Genomic DNA, 19408 nt, shown 5'->3' with positions numbered 1-19408 from the left:
GAGAACGATTAACAGCCCATTTATTAACAATAGGGAAGCACCTCTTTGAGGCTATTGCGAATGCGTTCTTGTTCGGGTGGGGTCAGCTCGGGAAACATGGGCAAAGACAAAACTTCTAGGGCGGCTTTGTCTGCGATCGGCAATTGGCCCAGCTCGTAGTCCAGATGCGCGTACACGGGCTGAAGGTGGAGCGGCAATGGATAGTAAACCATCGACTGAACGCCCTGCTCCGCCAGCGCGACCCGCACGCGATCGCGGCGGGGTGCGGGCGGTTCGACGCCGCGGGCTCTCAGGACAAAATCAGCTTCCGATAAAAGGGCGCGATCGCGGCTTCGGCGCAGGTATTGCAGGTCGCCTTCGTGGGCGACTCGGATAGTGTATTGGTTCCAGACGCTATCCCCCCGATCGGGGGGAACGGTAATGCCGGGAATGTTGCCGAGGAGCTGTCCGTAGCGTTCCGCGATAGCTTTTCGCTGCAGGTTCCAGCGATCGAGGTGGCGGAGCTTGACGGATAAAATCGCAGCCTGCACGGCATCCAAGCGACTGTTCGTGCCGATGGCTTCGTGGATGTATCCGCTGCTGCGGCCATGGTCGCGCAAAACGCGCATTTTTTCGGCGAGATCGCTGTTGCGGGTCGTAATCGCCCCGCCGTCGCCGCAGCCGCCTAAATTTTTGCTGGGATAAAAGCTAAAGCAGCCGATGTGTCCGATGCTGCCGACCTTTTGCGGCTGACCGGTCGCATCGGGCCATACCGCCCCCGTCGCTTGGGCGCAGTCTTCGATCACGGGCAGCGCGTGGGCTTGGGCGATCGCCATCAACTGCGTCATGTCCGCTGGCTGTCCGAATAAGTGGACGGGCATAATTGCCCGCGTGCGCGGGGTAATGGCAGATTGGACCTGTTGGGGATCTAGGTTGAAGGTTTCGGGGATGATATCGACAAAAATCGGCGTGGCGCCTGCCATGCTGATGACTTCTGCGGTGGCAATAAACGTAAACGGACTGGTGATGACCTCATCCCCTGGGCCGATATCAAAGGCCCGCAGCGCCAAGTAGAGCGCATCGGTGCCGGAGTTGCAGCTAATGCAAAAAGGGGTATTGATGTAGGTCGCAAAGGCTTGCTCGAATTGGGTAACCTGCGGCCCGCCAATATACTGACCTGAAGCTAACACCGCTAGAACGGCCGCATTGATATCGTCTTGAAGCGCTCGATACTGACGCCCGAGATCGAGGGGGGGGATTGTGTTCACTCAGTCGTTATCCTAACAGTCAAAAAGGGGGCAACCTCGTACAATGCAAGCCTTATACCCGTTGGGGAGGGATGGAGTTGCGCCACGACCTGAAGCCAGCAGGATTTGGAAGCAACCTCATTTGTAGTAAATATAAAGCACAAGCCTTAATGTATCGCGATCGGTTCAGATGTTCCAAACCAGTCTTTATTTTTATGCGATTGCGATCGACCTGATTCCGCTTCAGCCCGCTGACTTCCTCGGAGCTGTAGGCATGATGGCGATCGCCGTAGCCCTCTCGAGGTGGCAGCGACTCGGCTTGGAACGAGAGCTGATGGTGGCAACGGCCCGGACGACCGTTCAGCTCGTTGTCGTCGGTTATCTGCTGTGGTTTGTGTTTGACTGGAAAAATCCTGGGGCAGTATTGGCGGTCGTTGCGGGAATGTTGGCGATCGCCACCATGGAAACCCGCAACCGCATCGGCAAACGCATCCCCAATGAGTTATGGCTGCTGGGCGGCTCGATGGCGACGAGTTTGGCGATCGTGCTGACCTACACCACCGTTCTGGTGATTCGCCCCGCAATGTGGTTCGACCCTCAATACCTCATTCCGCTGGCCGGGATCGTACTGGGCAACGTGATGAACGGAGCGGCGCTGGCCGGCGAACGGCTGATGCAGATGGTCCAAACGCACCGCGCCGAGATCGAAACGCACCTCTGTCTGGGGGCAACGCCAGAGCAGGCGATCGCCGCCTACCGCAAAGCTGCCATCCGCACTGGACTGATTCCCACCCTCAACGCCATGATGGTGGTGGGAGTGGTGACGCTCCCCGGCATTATGACGGGACAGTTACTGAGCGGCATCAATCCTCTGGATGCGGCTTCTTACCAAATGTTGATTATGTTTATGCTGGCGTTTTCAACGCTGCTGACGACGGTTTTGGTGGTGCAGGGGTTAGCCAAACAGTGCTTTAATGCCGCTGCCCAGCTCGTACTGCCGCTTTAACAGGGGCAGCTAGGATCCGATATGCAAGAACGACTGCAAAAAATACTAGCGCAACGGGGCATTGCGTCTCGCCGCCACGCCGAGCAACTCATTTTAGACGGCAAGGTGCGGGTGAATGGCTGCGTTGCTGCGTTGGGTCAAAAGGCAGACCCCGATGTCGATTTCGTCGAAGTAGAGGAGAAAGCGATCGGGCGATCGCCTCGGCCATCCTCCGTTTACCTGTTGCTCCATAAGCCTTTGGGCGTTGTGAGCACCTGTTCCGACCCCCAGGGGCGACCGACGGTCTTAGATCTGCTGTCGCCGCAGGATCGGGCTGCGGGGCTGCACCCCGTGGGGCGGCTGGACACCCAAACCACAGGAGCGCTTTTGCTCACCAACGATGGAGCGCTCACATTTGCCCTAACCCACCCCCGCCATCGCGTTACCAAAACGTACGAAGTAACGGTGCGCGGAACCCCCACTGCCGCCACCCTCAATCGGTGGCGCAGCGGTATTCTCCTAGAGGGGCGGCTAACCTTGCCCGCCGAAGTTGAAGTGCTCGCTCCGCCGAATGCATTGCAAAACTCAACGCAGCTTCAGGTTATTTTACAGGAGGGGCGCAACCGCCAGATTCGGCTCGTTGCAAAAGCCCTTGGGCATCCTGTTTTGCAGCTCCACCGCACCCGCATTGGCCCTATTGCCCTAGTGGATACTTATGGATGTATATTAAGCCCAGGTCAATATCGATCTCTGACTTTATCTGAAATTGATGCGTTGCGTCCTATTATCAAGATCGAGGCCCGCGCCGCACGCCAAAAGGAAACCATTCTATGAGCAGCCCTACCGTTTTCGACCCAGAGCAGATTCAAAAGCTAACGGAACTTGGTGCCCATTTGCGGAGCCATCGCACCAAAAAAGGACTGTCCCTAGAAGAAATTGCCACTAAAACGATGATTCAGCATCGTTTTCTAGAGGCGATCGAAAAGGGGAACCTCGAAGTGCTTCCCGAACCGCTCTACGTGCGTGGCTTCATTCGTCGTTTTGCGGAAGCGATGGGCCTGGATGGCGTTTCTCTGTCTGAGTCGTTTCCGCTGGGTAAGGCGCACGTAGGCAGTGCTAACGCGAAAATGTTAGGGGCGGGGAGCACCGCGCTGCGGCCTTGGCATCTCTACGTCCTTTACTTGGCGGCAGTCCTTGGAGCCGTGGCGTTGCTGTACGCGTTGTTTAAGCCAGCAGACTCGACATCTGGAACGGTTGGCGCGAGCCGTCCTTCACCGAAAGCATCCGTTGCGGCGGCCCCCAAAAAGGTCGTTGCCGCAGCCAAGCCGAAACCAGCAGCCCCCGTTCAGGCGCAGCTCAACCTCAAGGCAGATTCCTACCTTGACATTAGCGTAGATGGCAAGCCCAGTTATGAAGGCGTTCTCAAGACCGGAACGGCTAGGACCATTACCGCAAAGCAGTCAATCCAGATCTCTGCTGGAAATGCGGGTGGCGTCATGCTTGGAGTCAACGGCCAGCCTGCAAAACTGATGGGCAAGCCCGGCGAAGTCAAAGACGTCAATCTTACTCCCAGCAGCCGATAAGCCCATCCCCGCAATGGGCAATGGATGGGCGCGATCTGTCTATCGCCTTGCTTGGGAGGGCGTCGGGAATGTCACGCGCTGTCCGATCGGAAGCGGGCGATCGCTGGGAGAGGCGATGGTCGTCCCGTCGTGGCTGACTGCAAGGGTGGTGGTTTTGGATTCCCCTAGCGTAGAAGTCTCAAACAAAATTTGGTCCGGATTGCTGTGGCTCCAACCCAGAAGAACGGCGGTATCGTAGCTCAGCGGTGTCGGCGCGACGATTCTCGCCTGCTGGTTTCTCCGATTCCAAACGAGGGCGTAGTCGGAAGACACATCCGACCCAAACACTGCTTCAAATTGTCGGGCCAAGAGCTGTTGACCGTCTTTAGACCAAGCGGCTGGCATTAAAATGCTGAGGGTGCCATCTTGACGGGCGGCGGTTTCTTTCACGGGGCCATCGCCGAGGTGAAAGGTTGAAGGAATGCTCTGCAAAACGGTTCCGCGCGGGTCTGAAATGACGAGCTGACTCGAAATATAGCTGTCGGTCATCTCTGGGTTGAGATGCAGTTGAATCTCTGAATGGACCTTTGTTTGGCCGTCTGGAGAGAGGAGTGCCGCGCTTAGATAGCGCTTTGTTACCGTTTGACCAGCCTGGCTGGCTTGGTGCTGGTGCGCCCAGATCGAGTCCCAAGGAATGGGATAGGCACTGTTCAGCGGATCTTTACGGCTTACCGCCGCACCGCTCTGGAGAGGGCTGGGCGGTACGGAAACCTGCTGCGCCGCAGGAGCAGCCTGCAGGAAGAAAAGTTGAGCGTTGAGAGATTTTGCGGTCTCTTGAGCTTGAGTCAGTCCTGGTAAATTTGCAGCCAAAAAGATGGAAGCAGCTAAAACCCCACACACAAACTGAGGACAACGTCCCCATTGAACGATCGCAGCACCGGACGACATCATGGTGAAATCTCAAATTTATTTAAGCGCTAAGGAAGCCTGTGAAGGGAGCCAGTGCGCTCTATATCTCCGGTATAGCAAGCCTTCGGGGTAAATGCAACTTTTACGATCTTTCCTTCACGAGATGTTGTTTTGTAAAACTTTATGCGTCGAAAACTTAACGGTCTCTCAGCGCGCGACCTCAACAATGAGCGCGCACCAGATCGGCAGACCGTTAGGGTTGTTGGACGAACTGAAGGTAGTCTTGCGTCAGGCTATTGACAGCCAAGTCGTACAACGCTTTGCCCTGTTCTGGCGTAGCGAGGGAGGGGTCAGAACCCATGCGTCCATCTGGGTAGCGACGGCGGAAATCAGCGGCACCGTAAATGGAATGGCCTTTGGCAACCTCTGGATCCAAAGGAGCTGTTTTGATGGCTTCAGGATAGACAAACTGCGTCACCGCCACTTCGCTAGGAGTGGCGTGGGAACCTTCTTTGTCGCCATAGAGTTCCTTGGCTTTGCGATATACCTCAGAACACATATACCAGTTGGCAACCGTACATTGAACGCGATCGCCCTCTGGCACCTGCAAATCGGTCAGGGTAGCATAGGCTTCCGAGAACGCGGCTTTGAGGGTGGCGACATTGCCGCCGTGGCCGTTGATAAAAAAGAACTTGCGGAAGCCAGCACGGCTCAAGCTGACGAGATAATCGCGAACGACCAGGATTAAAGTACTGGGACGAAGGCTCATGCTGCCGGGGAAAGCCGCGTGGTGGAGCGCCATCCCCACGTTGATGGTGGGTCCTACCAAAGCCTGAGTGGCTTCGCCAACCCCCTTGGCGATCGCCTCGGCACAAATGGCATCCGTGCCGATCAAGCCCGTGGGGCCGTGTTGCTCTGTAGAACCGATCGGTAGAATAATGCCTTGGGAGGTTTGCAGGTAGGCTTCAACTTCAGGCCAGGTGGAGAGGTGGAGCTGCATGGATTGCCTCGTCGAGTCTCGGTGTAATTTACAGTGTGAAGGATAGGGAAATGGCGCGCAAACGTTTTGCGATCGAGATGGGGATGGGGGTGGACCAACACGGTCAAGACCCTACGGTAGCGGCGGCCCGCGCGGTGCGCGACGCGATCGCCCATAACGCCCTCCCCGGCATCTGGGAGGTTGCGGGGCTAGAGCACCCCAACGAAATGAGTATTGAAGTAAAAGTAGCGGTGCCGTTCCCGGAGGACGTGCGCGAGGCGGAGGTGTTGGCGGTACTGCCTTTTGGAGAAAAGACCCTGACAGTAGAGCGGGGCGGCATGGTGGTGGAGGGCAGGGCCATTGCTGAATTGAATGACAAAAACGATGACATGTACGTGGCGATCGCTGCCGTCACGGTCTACGTGGATGTATGAAGCAATGGCCTTAATGCCCGAGCTGAATGCGTTCGAAGAGTAGACTTGATTTTTTGTTTACGGATTTTGCTTTCCTTTAGAAGCGGGATAGTCAATCTGAACCGGACCTTCCGGGATGAATCGAGATTGATAGGGCGTCTTTTTTCCCTTCCCCGTCAAACTCCCAATGGGTATTGATGTTTTGAGCCGTTCTAGCTCCTGCACTTCCCAAAACACGGCCCAATTGAGTTTGTCGGTTGCCGTAGCTTGAGGTCGGAAAATAGATTTTCCTGGATAACGACCTCGACGCGACCCCACACACCCCACGTACAGCCCCCGCCAAGTCGCTTCTGGATTCAGAGGCTGCTCTCCTTTGGCGTGAGAGGCATAAATTAAAACCTCAACAGATTTCCCAGCCCGCAGTTTTTCGACCTCCGCCAGCACTTCAAAGGCCATGCTCCCAAAGGCAATTTTGGGGACGTGGTCTGCTGGTAAGTCATCAGAGTCTAACTGGGCGGCGATCGCTTCCAATCCAGAAATGAGGTGCTCCTCTGGTACGGGGGCTAGAAGTGCGAAGGCATGAGTCTTTTGCATAGTTGAAATGGCGGCGAATCGAAGAATCGACTTTTCTAGCCTACAAGCTCTCGATCGGATCGGCGGAAATCTCTACAAGCGATAGGTTATTCCCCCCATGCCAGTTTTGTAAATTTCTTGTTACATTTCCCAGTAGATAACGTTTGGGCCTTGTTTTTGGCTTGCTTCTATGGAACATGTTTTACCCATCCACTCTCCAAAGGGTTGCGATAATTTTGCGCCGCTGCGCCCCATTCGTCGGTGGATCGATCGGCTCTCCGTTCGGGATAGGGAACTCGCTCACCGCATTTGCCGATTTGTGCCCGCTCAATGTCCGTTCGAGCGAGATATCGTACTTTTCGGACGCAAAATCGCCCATATTCCCCCTTTGTGCAAGCTGAATCCGTTCTTTGAGGAGTTAGTTGCACTGCGGTTTCGGGCGCTTTGCTATCTGGCGGATGACTGCGGCGAAGATATCAGCCCGTACTGCTAAGGATCTGACGTCGAATTAAAGGGGTTGGCAACAGGATTCAGTGCGTTGCTCGGTTTTAAGAACGATGGGGTACTGAATGGTATCTGCATAGTATCTTAAGTGGAGGTAGCGATCTCAGCTTGAGAGTCGCGCGATCGAACGGGGCCAAACTGAATTCGCAAGGGGTTTGCTATTTTGAGTACAGAAACGCTCGACTTGCTGCGCGCGGGCCAGCTTACGGGCACCCAAAAACTTTCGCTGGCCTGCGGGTTAACCCGAGTCCCGTCAGAGGTTTTCGATCTGGCAGAATCGTTGGAAGTGTTGGATTTGTCGAACAACAGTCTGAAGGCCTTACCCGACGACTTCGAACGGTTGCAAAACCTCAAGGCTGTTTTCTTTATCAACAACGAGTTTGAGGAGATCCCGGAGGTTCTCGCCCGATGTCCCAAACTCAGGATCGTTGGATTCAAGTCCAATCGAATTCGGTGCATTAGCGAAACTGCCCTGCCTCCAACCCTGAGCTGGTTGATTCTGACCCAGAACGAGCTCGAACGGCTGCCGCAGTCGATCGGCAATTTCACCCATTTGCAGAAGTTCATGCTTGCTGGCAACCGTCTGAGGTCGCTTCCCGAATCAATATCCAATTGTCAGAATCTAGAGCTGATTCGGCTTTCCGCCAATTGCCTGACAGAACTGCCGCCGTGGTTGCTCGCACTTCCACGCTTGTCTTGGTTGGCGTATGCGGGCAACCCGTTTTGTGCGGCGCGCGAAGTAGAGGGGCGATCGCCCCTTTCCACTATTGATTGGCAGGACTTGGCTCTTGAGAATACCCTCGGAGAGGGTGCCTCTGGTGTGATTTCTGAGGGATTGTGGCAGGTAACCTCGACCGAAACGCAAAGAGTTGCCATCAAGGTTTTTAAAGGTCGGGTTACGAGCGACGGATTACCTGCGGATGAAATGCAGGCTTGCCTTGCGGCAGGATCTCACCCAAATCTAGCGAACGTACTGGGCAAGGTAGAGAATCACCCTGAGAACAAGTCAGGGCTGGTACTGTCCTTGATTCCGCCAGACTACAGCAATCTGGGCGGACCGCCTAGCCTGGACACCTGTACGAGAGATACCTACGCACCCGAAACCTCGTTTTCTTTACCCTCTATCCTCCGCATCGCTCGGGGAATTGCTGCCGCCGCCGCCCACTTACACCGCCAAGGAATTATGCATGGCGATCTTTACGCCCATAACATTCTGACGAACGATGAAGGAGATAGTTTGTTGGGCGATTTTGGCGCGGCTTCCTTTTACGAGCGCAGCGATGTCGCAACTGGAGCGGCACTGGAGCGACTTGAGGTCAGGGCCTTTGGTTGTTTGTTAGAGGACTTGTTAGATCGTTGCGACGAGCATTTAATGGCCGAATCGCAGGTTATCGAGCAGCTTCGTCTCATCGAGCAAGATTGTATCCACCCGATTCCCTCTCAGCGTCCTTTGTTTGCAGACATTTGCGACCGTTTGGCTCGTTTTGAGCTAAAGGCGGACCCTATTAAAGGGAAGAGCTGAGATATTGCAGGAAAAGAACTCTGTCGAGAAGATATGTCCTAAGAATTCCTCAGCCGGATCGTTTTGGTTCGCGATAAACGCCATAGGCAGAAAAGACACCCAGCAAAAATCCGAGCAGATGTCCCCACCAAGCCACTCTTGCATCCGTCGGGAATACTCCCCAGGCAACGTAACTGAAGTTGACCGCGACAAAGACTGAGAGCGCCAGCGGAAGAAATCGCTTCTCCAGCCAGCCAATGACCAACAAATAACCGAACAAGGTGTATACAACTCCACTCAATCCATGAACGGCTTGAGGTCCGAGCAGCCAGCAAGCCAAACCGCCGCCCAGCCACCCGATCGCAAAAGTAATCCAGAAGTCCCTCGCATTTTTAGCGAGAATCAACCAACTAAAAATAGCAAACGCAATAGTGTTGCCGATCAGGTGCCCCCAACTTCCATGAGAAAACGCCGATAGGAAGATACCTGGGATTCCTTCAACAGATCTGGGATAGATTGGGAAGTCCCACCGTCCCCCAAAAAATAGCGTGTTAACAATGTGCTGAGTCCAGGGAACCGAGAGAATGGCAAGGGGGATAAAAAATCTGCTCTTCCAATGGGTAGAACCAAACTTAAGTCCTTGTCTGGTTTTGGGCTGAGAGCGAGGGAGAGTTTCTTTCGTTTGAGATCTTAATGGATGGCTTTCACGATCGAGCTGCGCCATCATCTTCTTGAGTTTTGCTTCTACGGAAGGGTCTTTGGACATGAGTAAGTCCTTGAATGACAAATGGCGCTTGAGGTCGCGATGGTGAGATTAGTTCTACTTCTGTAGCAGCCAATGACAGCCGCGCGAAGGCGGTGCCACCGTGGGTACAGCTCTATTTTAAGGCAACAGTCAAAATGCCCGCTATACCCCGAGTAAAGCATCGTCTCGCGCTCGATCGATGCAAGCATCCATTTAGGATTCTCAGAACGCGATTGAATGTATAAATGTACTCAAACAGTTCCTCTCCCGGTTGTTATGACTCATCAAAAATCCAAATTCATCCTCGATTTCCAAAAAGCTGTTGCTTTAGCTGGAATCGCGCTTCTGGGGGCCTGCGGTCGGTCCGATCCGAACAGTTCCTCAGATGAAGGGTTGAAGATAGGGACGTTGTTTCCCGTTACGGGGGACCTAGCGCCCATGGGGCAACTCATTGCGCCAACCCTACCGCTGCTGGTCGATCGCGTCAATCGATGCGGCGGCGCGAACGGCAAACCCGTCGAACTCGTGTCTGCCGATGACGAAACCGATCCGAACAAAGGAAATGCTGCCATGACCAAGCTGGCAGAGGTCGATCGCGTTTCAGCAGTCGTAGGCGGGTTTGCCAGCAGCGTTTCCCAGGCAGCGGTGGATATTGCCGTTCGCAATAAAATTATGATGGTATCTCCCGCAAGTACCAGCTCGATCTTTACCGAGCGGGCTAAAAAAGGAGACTTCAAAGGATTTTGGGCCAGAACTGCCCCATCCGACACCTATCAGGCCCGCGCCCTAGCAAAGCTGGCTCGCGATAAAGGGCTCAAGCGCGTATCTACCGTGGCGATTAATAATGACTATGGCGTAGAGTTTGAGAAAGCATTTGTCGCCACGTTCAAGCAACTTGGGGGCATTGTCGTCAACGAGCAAAAGCCGACTCGCTACGATCCTAGAACGGTCTCCTTCAATACCGAGGCCGCAGCGACGTTTAAGGGAAAGCCCGATGGCGTGGCAGCCGTGCTCTACGCCGAATCGGGCAGTTTGTTTCTCAAAGCAGCCTATGAAATGGGGCTAACCCAAAACGTACAGCTTTTGCTTGCGGACGGAGTAAAGTCCGATGATTTCGCGCGGCAGGTGGGGAAGACGACAGCGGGCAGATTCATCATCGAGGGTGCTATTGGTACGGCCCCTGGTGCAGATGGGAAAGCGCTGAACGCCCTAACTCAGCTATGGAAGACGAAGAATAATACTTTGCCAGGGGCCTACGTTCCGCAAACTTGGGATGCAGGCGCGCTGTTGATCTTAGCAGCACAGGCTGCCAAGTCAAATACAGGTGAAGCAATCTCTAAGGAACTTCGAAACGTGTCCGGCGGTCCTGGAGAGGAAGTTACAGACGTTTGCCAAGGTCTTGCGCTACTCAAAGCTGGCAAAAAGATTAACTATCAAGGTGCCAGCGGCAATGTAGACATTGACGAGAATGGGGATGTGTCTGGAACTTACGATGTTTGGAAGGTCGGCAGCGATGGCAAGATCGAAGTGACAGATAAAGTTTCGGCTGCGAAATAAACGGTCGCAGCGCTTGTAGAGGTTTTAAAAAACTTAGCGCGGCCACTGGAATGAGATCGAAGCGGGGGGCGATCGCAGGAAAGAGAGACTGATGGTTGGGAGGCGACCTAGCTGCGTTTGGCAATCACCCAAATGGCGTGAACGATTCCCGGAATGTAGCCCAGAAAAGTAAGGGCAAGATTTATCCAAAAAGGCAGTCCGATCCCAACCGTTAGAAAAACTGCAAGGGGCGGCAAGAAAATGGCAACCAGCACGCGAATGATAGTCATGAAGATATCAATTAATTTATAACTCTATTTTCTCACAATCCCAGACAGTCCGTTCTAAAGCCGCGATCCACTTACTTTGCAGTTGAGATAAATCTTCCTCAACGGTTGAGGGGATTACGACCAATGGATGAAAACCGCGCAGGTCTTGCAAAGTATGCTCTTGACAAGTAAATCGGTAATCAAGTCATGCAAGCTAGTTTGTTCGATAAAACTTTCCGAGATGGCGAAGGCAATTTTATTATCGTTCAGCCTCCAAATCTACCCCTTTTAGTGGGGGTAGGATCGACCTTACTCAAAGAATTCGTTTTTACAAGCGGCAATGTCTATACCGCTTTAGATGCTATTTCATTGGGTGCCTTGTTCGCTTGGGCCTGGATGGAACTATTTGATGGCGTAAACTACTTCCGGCGATCGCTGGGGGCAATCGTACTGATCGGCATCGTTGCTTTGAGAATTCAGTAATATTAGCCACATTTATCTATATTTACTCATTAAACTCGGTGGCGAGTCTTTGGGAATGCGATACAAGTGCTAGACCCTTATAGCTTGCCGAATCACCTTCCTTTGCGGTGTGCGATCCGATCCAGGACGGCTCGAGCGGCCAAGCGTCCGGTCTGAGCCGCGCCATTCATATATCCGTAGAATTCATCGCTCAGGTGCTCCCCTGCAAAGATTAGGTTGCCCACTCGTACATCCTGGCGCTCTGAAGGCTCGTCAGATTCCACGTAGAAAAATTCCTGAAAAGCAGTTAGCTGGCCCGGTCTAAAGTTGGCATACGCGCCTTTACTCAAGGGGTTGCTACTCCATTGGGTCCGTAGAAATTTTCCCGTAGATGCGGATTGAGCCCCAGGGAGCGCTGCTTCAAAGCGCTCGAGAAACTGTCGGCCTGCGGCCCGAGTGCTGCCCGTTTCCAATGCTTTGACTTCGTTTCCGCCAAAGTAGAAATTTAACGCACCCTCTTTGCGATCTGTTTGGCGTTGGGTATCGTCCCAAGCCTCTGTAAATCCCAGATCTGTCCAGATTGCATCCGTAAAGCCGCCGCTGCGTTCCCAAACTTTTTGAGAGAAACCTGCAAATAATTTGTCATTGCGGCCCAAATTGCCTTCTGCAATGAAGCGTTTGAGCGTCGGCGGTAGCGCGACTTGCAAATCGACCGTTCGCAAAATGGAGAAGGGAATTGCAATAATGACGTAATCTGCCTCGATCGCAGATTGGTTGGCAAAGGTCAGTCGAAATCCGCTGCGCTTGGCCTGAAGTCCGGTTAACTGCATTTTTGTCTGAATTTGCCCTGGTAGGGCAGCGGCCAACCCCTCAATAATCTTGCCGCTGCCGCCCTCTACTGTAAAGGCTTCATCGCTATCGCTGACTAGATTGACGGCTTGTCCTTCAACCGTCGGCAAAAGTTGGACGTACTGAAGGGCGGAACATTCGCTGGGTTCGACGCCAAATTCGCTGCGAACGGTATTTTCAATCAGCCTTCTAATCAAAGGTTCGGGGATTTTATCGGCATGTCGATCTAAATATTGCGCGACGGAAAGTCGGTCGAACTGAGGCGCAAATTTCTCGAAGTCTCGATCGAGGAGGGCTGCATCGTTGCCAATTTGGCTGGCAAGGGCGCGCAGTTTCTCGGCTATTTCTGCTTCGGGTTGCAGTCTGTCGTTGAAAAAGTACGCGGTGGTTGGCAAGGAAAATTGCTTGGCGTATTGACTGCGATCGAACAGCTTGAGATTAAATTCTTTGACGAGCGCTAACATGTCTTCGTGGTCGGTATTCACGAAGGTGCCGCCCAAATCTGAAACCAGGCCGGGTCCGAGGGCATCTCGGACGGATCGAACCCGCCCGCCTAGACGAGTACTGGCTTCGTAGACGGTGGCTTTGATACCCGCTTTTTTGAGGCGATAGGCCGCATTTAAGCCAGCCAGCCCAGCTCCAATAATGGCGATCGCTGGTTGCTTTTCTCTACTCCAAGCTCCTCCCATCCGCGTAAGCGAACCGCTAGCGAGGGCAGAAGCGCTGGCTAAGGTAAGCGATCGCACGAAGCGGCGGCGGGTCCACCGCAGGTTTGATTTTGGGACGGGCAGCGGTTTGCCTTCTGCTTGTAGGTTGAGGCGACGAGCCTCTTGAAGGGCGCGTACCAACTTCCGAAATAGCGGAGTATGAGCCATTTTTGTTCTCTATCGCGTTTGACCCTCGAATTTAATACAATGTGGTCTCCCCGCAGAGGACAACTCAATATTTCTCAACGAAATAATCCCCATCGCGTTATCGGCGATAGGGATTACGGGAGATCGGGTCTGCCCCTCAAGAGCCGCGATTTAGCGGACTTCGACAACCTCAGATTTTGCAAACCTGACCTTGGCCAGTTCCGCATATTTATCGTCTTCGGCGCGGTACCCAGCGGCACAGGCTACTACCGTGGCATAGCCTGCTTCAGACAGGTTCAGCAGCTTATCGTACTTCACTGGCTCGATCCCTTCCATGGGGCAAGTATCGATTCCTAAGAGCGCGGCGCTGGTCATAAAGTTGCCCAGGGCAATGTAGGTCTGTCGGGTCGCCCATTCGTTGACGTTAAAACTGCGGGCACCGTGCACCACATCGCTCACCATCATGCCGCGATAGCCAGCGATAGATTCGACCGGAACCCCCCGCACTTCGGCAGTGCGCGCCACGAATCGATCGACATCGGCAGCAGTGAGGTTTTTCTTGATCGTGAAGACGACGTAGTGGGAGCAGTCTGCGACCTGGGCTTGGTTCCAGGACAAGGGCTGGAGCTGCTGTTTCAGCTCTGGATCGGTGACGACCAAGAACTTCCAGGGCTGCAAGCCGTAGGAGGAAGGCGTGAGAATGAGAGATTCTTCCAAAGCAGACCAAGTTTCGGAGGCGATCGTCTTGGTCGGGTCGAATTTTTTGGTGGCGTAACGCCAAGTAAGAGCATCTAATAGGTCTGTAGGGGAGATTGGATTCATAAATTCAAGAATAACTGCGCTTTGGTGGATCATGCCAATCCTACTACACCGATCCGATTTGAGTTGTAGCGCGGTTACTCGATCCCGATCGCGATCTCGTTAAGCTGCTCGATCCCGTCGTTCTCGACAGATAAACGACATTGAGCCTGAGGTCAGGCCCGCTATCATGAAGAACAGCCCTCAGCGATAGCAGTATTCCAAAACGAGGAAAGCTTGTCCATGAGCCTCACACTTTATCTTCTCCGCCACGGAGAAACGGTTTACAGCAAAACGGGAGGCTACTGCGGCGATCTCGACCCCGAGTTGACGGACGATGGCGTCCAAATGGCAAAAGCGTTTGCAGAAGCATATCGCGCGCTTGACTGGAATGCGGTTTACGTCAGCCCCATGAAGCGCACGATCGCCACGGCAACGCCCCTCTGTCAGGCCATCGGATTGGAGATGCAGTTGCGAGAGGGATTAAAAGAAATTCGCTATGGTGAATGGGAAGGGCAAACGGAAGCATTTGTCAAAGAGCGACACGCTGACGATTACATGCGCTGGCTGGCCGAACCTGCTTGGAACCCGCCTACGGGGGGCGAAACGGCGGTCCAGCTTGCCAGCCGGGCTTCCCTTGTCATTGCCGAAATTGAGGAGATGTATAAAGCGGGCAACGTGTTGGTTGTCTCCCATAAGGCCACCATTCGCATCATCCTTTGCGCGCTGCTGGGGATCGATCTGGGGCGATACCGCGATCGCATCAATACCCTCGTCGGTTCGGTTAGCGTCGTGCGGTTTGGAACCCACGGTCCGCTGTTAGAGCGACTGGGCGATCGCGCGCATCTCAATGCCAGACTTTTGGCACTTCCGGGCACCTAACCCTCTATGTCTTAGGATCGTGGATTAAATAACCTCCAGAATTAAGCTTTTTGAGGCTTGGCGGTGTAATTCCATTTTGGCAGGTAAGCATCAAAAACGATTTCCATTGATTCCTTAAACGCCTGGGTGACTTTTCGCCCCGTTTGATACACCTTATCTAATACCGTCGCCAAGACCTTCAGACCCGTTTTCGTCTTGGCTTTACCCATCAAATCTTTAACAGTTTCCACCGACTCAAAAATGACACCTTCACACACCCGTGTCAGATGAGGGAACAGACGATGCTCAATGGGATTGTGTTTTGAGGTATACGGTGGATAGTGGGCAATGCGAATCTCAATCCCCAATTCATTGACCAATGTCTGTAAATCTTGCTTAAACAGATAGTGGCGTGAACTGTTAGACCCGCCTCCATCACAGAGGATCAAAATAGAACTGGCCTTCGGATACTCCATGGAACCGTAATGATTCCACCAGTAGCGAATCGAGTCACAGGCAAACTCTCCCGTGTCATGACTGACCCCAATCTGCACATAGCCGATGTTCAGGTCTAAGTCGTATAGTCCATGGGGAATGGCAACCCCCTCTGCCAGGGATGGCCAATCATGGTCAAGCACCTGAATCTCTTGTTGGGTATACAAACGACCCTCTCGATACAGGAGTCCAATCAACTCTTTTTTTTAGTGTCCATGCTTAAAACCGGATGACCTGAGTCTTGATAGGTTTTTCTAAGATTCCTGATGTTTTCAAACTGTTCGTTACGATGGGCGGTTTCTCCTGTAGACAGTCGTTTCTGAGCTTTGCGTTTGCGATAATGATGCTTTTTAAGCAATTGGTCAACGAGGGTAACGCTGATGGCTTTTCCGTCAACTTCGATCAACTGAGCAATCTCTTGACGCTTGAGATTTGTCCATTTCTGCCCCTCATCCATCGGCGACCCTGCGGTGTGCGCCTCTAGCCCCTCAATAAAGACTTCATCCAGTCCCTCGACGGTCTCAAAGGCTGATTTGCGTCCCCCGCCTTTTGCCCGAATCCCCGCCTGATTCATGGCCACTAAATCATCTAACTCTGATAGCCCCAATCGAATCGTGTAATAATCACACCCAAACAGAGCGCTAATGTACGATATTCCACCCCATCCCAGTTTCGCAGCTTCGATGGCCCCATAACGACGACGATCCTTTTGATTTAAGGACTTGTAAAGCCGTTGCATTTGCTGCTCAATAGCGAAGGGGTAGGGATTCATCTAAAAACAGATAAGGAAAGGATCTTCAAGCTATCACGCTTCCTATATTCTGGAGGTTATTTAATCCTCGATCCTTAGTAAAGTTATCGGGCTCTCCGAACCATTCATTCTTTAGGAAGGCGCTGTCATGACGTTTACAGAAGAACTGAAAGCAACGGCTCAGGCAATGGTCGCACCAGGCAAAGGTATTTTAGCCGCCGATGAAAGTTTTGGAACGGCTAACAAACGTTTTCAGAAGTTGGGCATCCCCCAAACGGTAGAAATGCGGCGCGCTTATCGCGAAATGCTCTTTACGGCACCGGGCATTGGCAAATTTCTCAGCGGCGCGATTTTGTTTGATGAAACCATCCGCCAATCGACCGAAGCTGGCGTGCCGTTTCCGACGGTACTGGCCGAGGCTGGAATTATCCCAGGTATCAAGCTAGACGCAGGCGCAAAACCCCTAGCGGGTGCCCCTGACGAACTCGTGACCGAGGGACTGGACGGACTGCGCGATCGCATTGCCGAGTATTACGGCCTCGGCGCTCGCTTTGCGAAGTGGCGTGCCGTCATTACGATTGGCAATACCATTCCCTCGCGGCACTGCATTGAAGCCAATGCCGATGCCCTGGCGCGGTATGCTGCCCTCTGCCAAGAAGGCGGGTTGGTTCCCATCGTCGAACCGGAAGTGCTGATGGATGGAGGACACGCGATCGCTCGAAGCTTAGCGGTGCACCACCAAGTCCTGCACGCCGTATTCGATCGCCTTTACCTATACGGCATCCACCTGGATCGAATCGTTTTGAAACCCAGCATGGTCATTGCAGGTGTGGATTGTCCCCAGCAGGCTAGCGTAGAAGAAGTGGCGCGGGCGACGGTGCAATGCCTGCGCGATCGGGTTCCGGCTTCCGTTCCCGGCTGTGCTTTTCTCTCCGGCGGACAGAGCGACGAACTGGCAACGGCTCACCTCAACGCCATGAATCAGCAATTCAAGGGTCAATTGCCTTGGACTTTGACCTTCTCCTACGGTCGCGCGCTTCAGCAAGCTGCAATGCAAACCTGGATGGGACAGGAGGCTAATGTCGCTGCGGCCCAAAAGGTACTTTTACATCGCGTTCAGTTGAATAGCGCTGCGGCCTTGGGAGAATACAACCCCGAACGGGAAACGGCGGTCAGTCATGCTTGAGTGAGGGTAGTCGTTGCCCCCTTGTTTAGGACGCTTTTCAGGAGCGCGGTACGAGCGAGGGTGGAGGACTAAAGCAAGCAGGTCCGAACAGCAGCTTTCGAAAAATTATTATCCCAAGATTATGGCAAGCAGTAAGATGCTACTCATACCCGTGCGACTAGGCCGAGAGCTTTCGTTAAAAGTTGATCATGATCGAGCAACCATTCTCTTCACCTGATAGCTACGACAGTTGTTATCAAGCGGGAAAAGCGCAGAATGATGCGAAACAATACGAACAAGCCGTTATCAGCTTCGATCGAGCGCTTAAAATCAATTCAGATACCCATGAAGCTTGGGCGCTGCGCGGCAGCGCGCTGTTCTCCCTCAAGCAATACAAACAATCGCAAGTCAGCTACGAAAAAGCATTGGTCCTGCAACGAGAAGCAGGCGATCGACGAGGTGCGATCGGCACGTTGCAAGCTTTAGCTTCGCTCTATTCATTTAATGGCAAAGTCCAAAAGAGCTTCTCAGCAATACAGCAAGCCAGCGAGATCGCCAGCGAACTCAATCTTTTGCCCGACGATCCTCTCTATTCTCCAGAATTAAAAGAGGCTGGCCTTCCCGTCGCATCTAGGCCGCCAGCAATTTCCGCCCTAAACAAGCGGTACTGGATGGAGACGTTAGTGAGGTTTGGCATGAAAGGCAAGCTGCAATTTGGGTTGTTTTCGATCGTTTGGCTGCTATTGGCAATTGGCACGATCGCGGTTTCGCCCATTACATTTTTCTGGCAGGTTTTTAGAAAATTAGCGAAACAAGATTAGAGGATTATTGACTGCAATATACCTCAATAATGTGCCAAGGTGGTTCGGTAAGGTTTGCCGAACCACGACCTATCCCAACCACTTATTGGAAATTAGGCGAATGCCATCGCACTCTCCGCCATAAACGAGGAAATGGGAGTCCAGTGGTCTCGATCGAGAGATCGGTAGGCTGCTTCTATCGCTTCCACCGAGGCGATCGCATCTTCTACCGCAATCAGCAGCGGTTCCTGTTTCAGAATCGCTTTCGAGAAATTTTCGATTTGACTGCGGAACGACTGGACTTTGTTGTACCCCCGCCCAAATACCACCCAACCTTGACTGGAACTTTGACGGTACTTAGACTCCTTCCAACCGACAGAAATTGTACCCTCAGACCCGTAAATTCGCAGGTAGTAATCCAGTTCCTTATTGATACTCCAAGACAAATCCACATTGCCCATCACTCCAGTTTTGCTCTGGGCAAAAATCCGCACCGTATCTTCCACTGCAAGGTGCTGAGTTCGCTTGCCTTCAACGACGTGAATTTCTGACAGCGGGCCTAAGAAATATCGCATGATATCGACCGAGTGCGTGCCGTTGTCGATTAACACCCCGCCACCGCTGATGGCAGGATCGGCATTCCAACGGTCGGACATATCCACGCGGGAGGTAAACGCATTCTCAAACAAAACAATTTCGCCCAAAATGCCGGATTCGACAATACTTTTCGCTCGAATCACATCTTCGGCATAGCGAAATTTAGAAGCCATGGTCAACAACACGCCCATTTCTTGGGCGGCAGCTTTCATATCTAGCGCGCTCTGAATCGTGATGCTGAAAGGCTTTTCGCACAAAACGTGCTTGCCCTGCTGCACCAAATCGATGCAGATATCGGGATGGGTTGAAGGGGGCGTACAGACCACCACCGCATCCAGTTCGGTATTGGCAATCATCTCCTGATGAGACCGAAACGATCGACACCCCGCCGTCTCTGCCATCGCGGATGCCGCCTCAGCGCGAACGTCGGCGATCGCCGCTAATTCAGCCACCTCGCTTTGCCCGAAGGCTTGTACGTAGGCTTGCGCGATGCCGCCCGCTCCTACCAGCCCAAATTTAATCGTTTTTTCAGACATTCTCGATTCCCCTCAGTTAACGATTGAATAATGCAAAC

At 53.1% G+C, this 19408-nt stretch carries 19 protein-coding genes and 2 pseudogenes; 11 read left to right on the top strand and 10 right to left on the bottom strand.

Going from position 1 to position 19408, the window contains the following annotated elements:
- Nucleotides 1–23 precede the first annotated feature (23 nt).
- Nucleotides 24–1247 carry a DegT/DnrJ/EryC1/StrS family aminotransferase gene (locus R6H26_RS17435; RefSeq protein ID WP_404784133.1) on the bottom strand — a complete coding sequence of 408 codons (1224 nt, stop codon included), beginning with the start codon at nucleotides 1245–1247 and terminating at the stop codon, nucleotides 24–26.
- Nucleotides 1248–1416: 169 nt separating this feature from the next.
- Here R6H26_RS17435 and R6H26_RS17430 point away from each other — a divergent pair, with 169 nt between their 5' ends.
- From R6H26_RS17430 to R6H26_RS17420, 3 genes are read left to right on the top strand one after another with little or no spacing between them, the layout of a single operon-like run.
- Nucleotides 1417–2232, top strand: a complete 816-nt coding sequence (locus R6H26_RS17430) for an ABC transporter permease (RefSeq protein ID WP_404784131.1) — start codon at nucleotides 1417–1419, stop codon at nucleotides 2230–2232.
- A gap of 21 nt (nucleotides 2233–2253) precedes the next feature.
- Complete coding sequence (locus R6H26_RS17425) at nucleotides 2254–3045, top strand: pseudouridine synthase (protein ID WP_404784130.1); 792 nt, start codon at nucleotides 2254–2256, stop codon at nucleotides 3043–3045.
- Entirely contained in the window at nucleotides 3042–3794 is a 753-nt protein-coding gene (locus R6H26_RS17420; RefSeq protein ID WP_404784128.1) for a helix-turn-helix domain-containing protein, read from the top strand. The genes R6H26_RS17425 and R6H26_RS17420 overlap by 4 nt, the downstream gene beginning before the upstream one ends.
- A gap of 39 nt (nucleotides 3795–3833) precedes the next feature.
- Here the strand turns inward: R6H26_RS17420 and R6H26_RS17415 are convergent, their stop codons facing one another.
- Together R6H26_RS17415 and R6H26_RS17410 are read right to left on the bottom strand one after the other, a co-directional pair.
- Nucleotides 3834–4724 carry a hypothetical protein gene (locus tag R6H26_RS17415; RefSeq protein ID WP_404784127.1) on the bottom strand — a complete coding sequence of 297 codons (891 nt, stop codon included), beginning with the start codon at nucleotides 4722–4724 and terminating at the stop codon, nucleotides 3834–3836.
- A 211-nt stretch (nucleotides 4725–4935) separates the two neighbouring features.
- Nucleotides 4936–5682 carry a creatininase family protein gene (locus tag R6H26_RS17410; protein ID WP_404784125.1) on the bottom strand — a complete coding sequence of 249 codons (747 nt, stop codon included), beginning with the start codon at nucleotides 5680–5682 and terminating at the stop codon, nucleotides 4936–4938.
- A 50-nt stretch (nucleotides 5683–5732) separates the two neighbouring features.
- Between R6H26_RS17410 and R6H26_RS17405 the strand changes: the two genes are divergently transcribed.
- The gene (locus R6H26_RS17405) at nucleotides 5733–6095 is read left to right on the top strand and encodes a Lin0512 family protein (protein WP_404784124.1); all 363 of its coding nucleotides are present in this window, start codon (nucleotides 5733–5735) and stop codon (nucleotides 6093–6095) included.
- A gap of 57 nt (nucleotides 6096–6152) precedes the next feature.
- On the opposite strand, the gene R6H26_RS17400 is transcribed toward R6H26_RS17405, so the two are convergent.
- Nucleotides 6153–6668 carry a hypothetical protein gene (locus R6H26_RS17400; RefSeq protein ID WP_404784123.1) on the bottom strand — a complete coding sequence of 172 codons (516 nt, stop codon included), beginning with the start codon at nucleotides 6666–6668 and terminating at the stop codon, nucleotides 6153–6155.
- A gap of 223 nt (nucleotides 6669–6891) precedes the next feature.
- Here R6H26_RS17400 and R6H26_RS17395 point away from each other — a divergent pair.
- Together R6H26_RS17395 and R6H26_RS17390 are read left to right on the top strand one after the other, a co-directional pair.
- Nucleotides 6892–7140: pseudogene (locus R6H26_RS17395) on the top strand (Mo-dependent nitrogenase C-terminal domain-containing protein); the annotation flags it as partial.
- Between the two features lie 174 nt (nucleotides 7141–7314).
- Nucleotides 7315–8673, top strand: a complete 1359-nt coding sequence (locus tag R6H26_RS17390; protein WP_404784121.1) for a leucine-rich repeat-containing protein kinase family protein — start codon at nucleotides 7315–7317, stop codon at nucleotides 8671–8673.
- A gap of 49 nt (nucleotides 8674–8722) precedes the next feature.
- On the opposite strand, the gene R6H26_RS17385 is transcribed toward R6H26_RS17390, so the two are convergent.
- Entirely contained in the window at nucleotides 8723–9418 is a 696-nt protein-coding gene (locus R6H26_RS17385) for a rhomboid family intramembrane serine protease (RefSeq protein WP_404784119.1), read from the bottom strand.
- A 255-nt stretch (nucleotides 9419–9673) separates the two neighbouring features.
- Between R6H26_RS17385 and R6H26_RS17380 the strand changes: the two genes are divergently transcribed.
- Nucleotides 9674–10954, top strand: coding sequence for an ABC transporter substrate-binding protein (locus R6H26_RS17380; protein ID WP_404784117.1), 1281 nt, complete (start codon nucleotides 9674–9676; stop codon nucleotides 10952–10954).
- Between the two features lie 107 nt (nucleotides 10955–11061).
- On the opposite strand, the gene R6H26_RS17375 is transcribed toward R6H26_RS17380, so the two are convergent.
- On the bottom strand, nucleotides 11062–11223 hold the full coding sequence (locus R6H26_RS17375; protein WP_404784116.1) for a YqaE/Pmp3 family membrane protein: 162 nt from the start codon (nucleotides 11221–11223) through the stop codon (nucleotides 11062–11064).
- Between the two features lie 186 nt (nucleotides 11224–11409).
- Between R6H26_RS17375 and R6H26_RS17370 the strand changes: the two genes are divergently transcribed.
- Nucleotides 11410–11685 carry a hypothetical protein gene (locus R6H26_RS17370; protein WP_404784114.1) on the top strand — a complete coding sequence of 92 codons (276 nt, stop codon included), beginning with the start codon at nucleotides 11410–11412 and terminating at the stop codon, nucleotides 11683–11685.
- Nucleotides 11686–11777: 92 nt separating this feature from the next.
- Here the strand turns inward: R6H26_RS17370 and R6H26_RS17365 are convergent, their stop codons facing one another.
- Nucleotides 11778–13388 carry a flavin monoamine oxidase family protein gene (locus R6H26_RS17365; RefSeq protein WP_404784112.1) on the bottom strand — a complete coding sequence of 537 codons (1611 nt, stop codon included), beginning with the start codon at nucleotides 13386–13388 and terminating at the stop codon, nucleotides 11778–11780.
- 150 nt (nucleotides 13389–13538) lie between these two features.
- Nucleotides 13539–14189: an NAD(P)H-dependent oxidoreductase gene (locus tag R6H26_RS17360; protein WP_404784110.1), complete on the bottom strand. Its 651-nt coding sequence runs from the start codon at nucleotides 14187–14189 to the stop codon at nucleotides 13539–13541.
- Nucleotides 14190–14408: 219 nt separating this feature from the next.
- Between R6H26_RS17360 and R6H26_RS17355 the strand changes: the two genes are divergently transcribed.
- On the top strand, nucleotides 14409–15047 hold the full coding sequence (locus R6H26_RS17355; RefSeq protein WP_404784108.1) for a histidine phosphatase family protein: 639 nt from the start codon (nucleotides 14409–14411) through the stop codon (nucleotides 15045–15047).
- 41 nt (nucleotides 15048–15088) lie between these two features.
- On the opposite strand, the pseudogene R6H26_RS17350 reads toward R6H26_RS17355, so the two are convergent.
- Nucleotides 15089–15978 (bottom strand): annotated as a pseudogene (locus R6H26_RS17350) (ISAzo13 family transposase).
- Between the two features lie 442 nt (nucleotides 15979–16420).
- Between R6H26_RS17350 and R6H26_RS17345 the strand changes: the two are divergent.
- Nucleotides 16421–17458 carry a class I fructose-bisphosphate aldolase gene (locus R6H26_RS17345; RefSeq protein WP_404784107.1) on the top strand — a complete coding sequence of 346 codons (1038 nt, stop codon included), beginning with the start codon at nucleotides 16421–16423 and terminating at the stop codon, nucleotides 17456–17458.
- Between the two features lie 188 nt (nucleotides 17459–17646).
- Nucleotides 17647–18258 carry a hypothetical protein gene (locus R6H26_RS17340; RefSeq protein ID WP_404784105.1) on the top strand — a complete coding sequence of 204 codons (612 nt, stop codon included), beginning with the start codon at nucleotides 17647–17649 and terminating at the stop codon, nucleotides 18256–18258.
- A gap of 92 nt (nucleotides 18259–18350) precedes the next feature.
- On the opposite strand, the gene R6H26_RS17335 is transcribed toward R6H26_RS17340, so the two are convergent.
- Nucleotides 18351–19370 (bottom strand): Gfo/Idh/MocA family protein, encoded by a 1020-nt coding sequence (locus R6H26_RS17335; RefSeq protein WP_404784104.1) that lies wholly within the window; start codon nucleotides 19368–19370, stop codon nucleotides 18351–18353.
- Between the last annotated feature and the right edge of the window lie 38 nt (nucleotides 19371–19408).

This window comes from Altericista sp. CCNU0014 (assembly GCF_044923475.1).
Classification (GTDB): Bacteria; Cyanobacteriota; Cyanobacteriia; order Thermosynechococcales; family Thermosynechococcaceae; genus JAAURS01.
Note: the sequence above shows the minus strand (reverse complement) of the source record. Positions and strands in the feature narration are given on the sequence as shown.